The following is a 1,134-nucleotide window of genomic DNA, read 5'->3' as shown; positions in this document are numbered from 1 at the left end:
CGAGGGCTTTACTAAGCTTGCCCCTTCCGCCGTTGTCATAATCGGTTATGGCATCGCATTTTATTTTCTTTCTCTGGTTCTGAAATCCATCCCTGTCGGTGTTGCTTATGCAGTCTGGTCGGGACTCGGCGTCGTCATAATTACAGCCATTGCCTGGTTGCTTCATGGGCAAAAGCTTGATGCGTGGGGCTTTGTAGGTATGGGGCTCATAATTGCTGCCTTTTTGCTCGCCCGATCCCCATCGTGGAAGTCGCTGCGGAGGCCGACGCCATGGTGACGGTGTTCGGCATTCTGAATCTCACCGAGGACTCCTTCTTCGATGAGAGCCGGCGGCTAGACCCCGCCGGCGCTGTCACCGCGGCGATCGAAATGCTGCGAGTCGGATCAGACGTCGTGGATGTCGGACCGGCCGCCAGCCATCCGGACGCGAGGCCTGTATCGCCGGCCGATGAGATCAGACGTATTGCGCCGCTCTTAGACGCCCTGTCCGATCAGATGCACCGTGTTTCAATCGACAGCTTCCAACCGGAAACCCAGCGCTATGCGCTCAAGCGCGGCGTGGGCTACCTGAACGATATCCAAGGATTTCCTGACCCTGCGCTCTATCCCGATATTGCTGAGGCGGACTGCAGGCTGGTGGTTATGCACTCAGCGCAGCGGGATGGCATCGCCACCCGCACCGGTCACCTTCGACCCGAAGACGCGCTCGACGAGATTGTGCGGTTCTTCGAGGCGCGGGTTTCCGCCTTGCGACGGAGCGGGGTCGCTGCCGACCGGCTCATCCTCGATCCGGGGATGGGATTTTTCTTGAGCCCCGCACCGGAAACATCGCTGCACGTGCTGTCGAACCTTCAAAAGCTGAAGTCGGCGTTGGGGCTTCCGCTATTGGTCTCGGTGTCGCGGAAATCCTTCTTGGGCGCCACCGTTGGCCTTCCTGTAAAGGATCTGGGTCCAGCGAGCCTTGCGGCGGAACTTCACGCGATCGGCAATGGCGCTGACTACGTCCGCACCCACGCGCCTGGAGATCTGCGAAGCGCAATCACCTTCTCGGAAACCCTCGCGAAATTTCGCAGTCGCGACGCCAGAGACCGAGGGTTAGATCATGCCTAGCATTCACCTTCCGGCCGCCCGCTA

At 59.7% G+C, this 1,134-nt stretch carries 2 protein-coding genes; both read left to right on the top strand.

Annotated features, from left to right (window positions below):
• A partial coding sequence (locus tag ACOTYB_RS24775; RefSeq protein ID WP_017900405.1) for a DMT family transporter occupies positions 1 to 277 on the top strand: 277 nt, incomplete at its 5' end.
• Positions 271 to 1,110, top strand: a complete 840-nt coding sequence (gene sul1, locus ACOTYB_RS24770; protein WP_000259031.1) for a sulfonamide-resistant dihydropteroate synthase Sul1 — start codon at positions 271 to 273, stop codon at positions 1,108 to 1,110. The genes ACOTYB_RS24775 and sul1, both read left to right, overlap by 7 nt.
• Positions 1,111 to 1,134 lie beyond the last annotated feature (24 nt).

It is taken from the genome of Enterobacter cloacae complex sp. IR5450 (assembly GCF_049238665.1).
In the GTDB taxonomy this organism is placed as follows: Bacteria; Pseudomonadota; Gammaproteobacteria; order Enterobacterales; family Enterobacteriaceae; genus Enterobacter; species Enterobacter hormaechei_C.
This window is presented reverse-complemented; position numbering and strand designations above follow the sequence as displayed.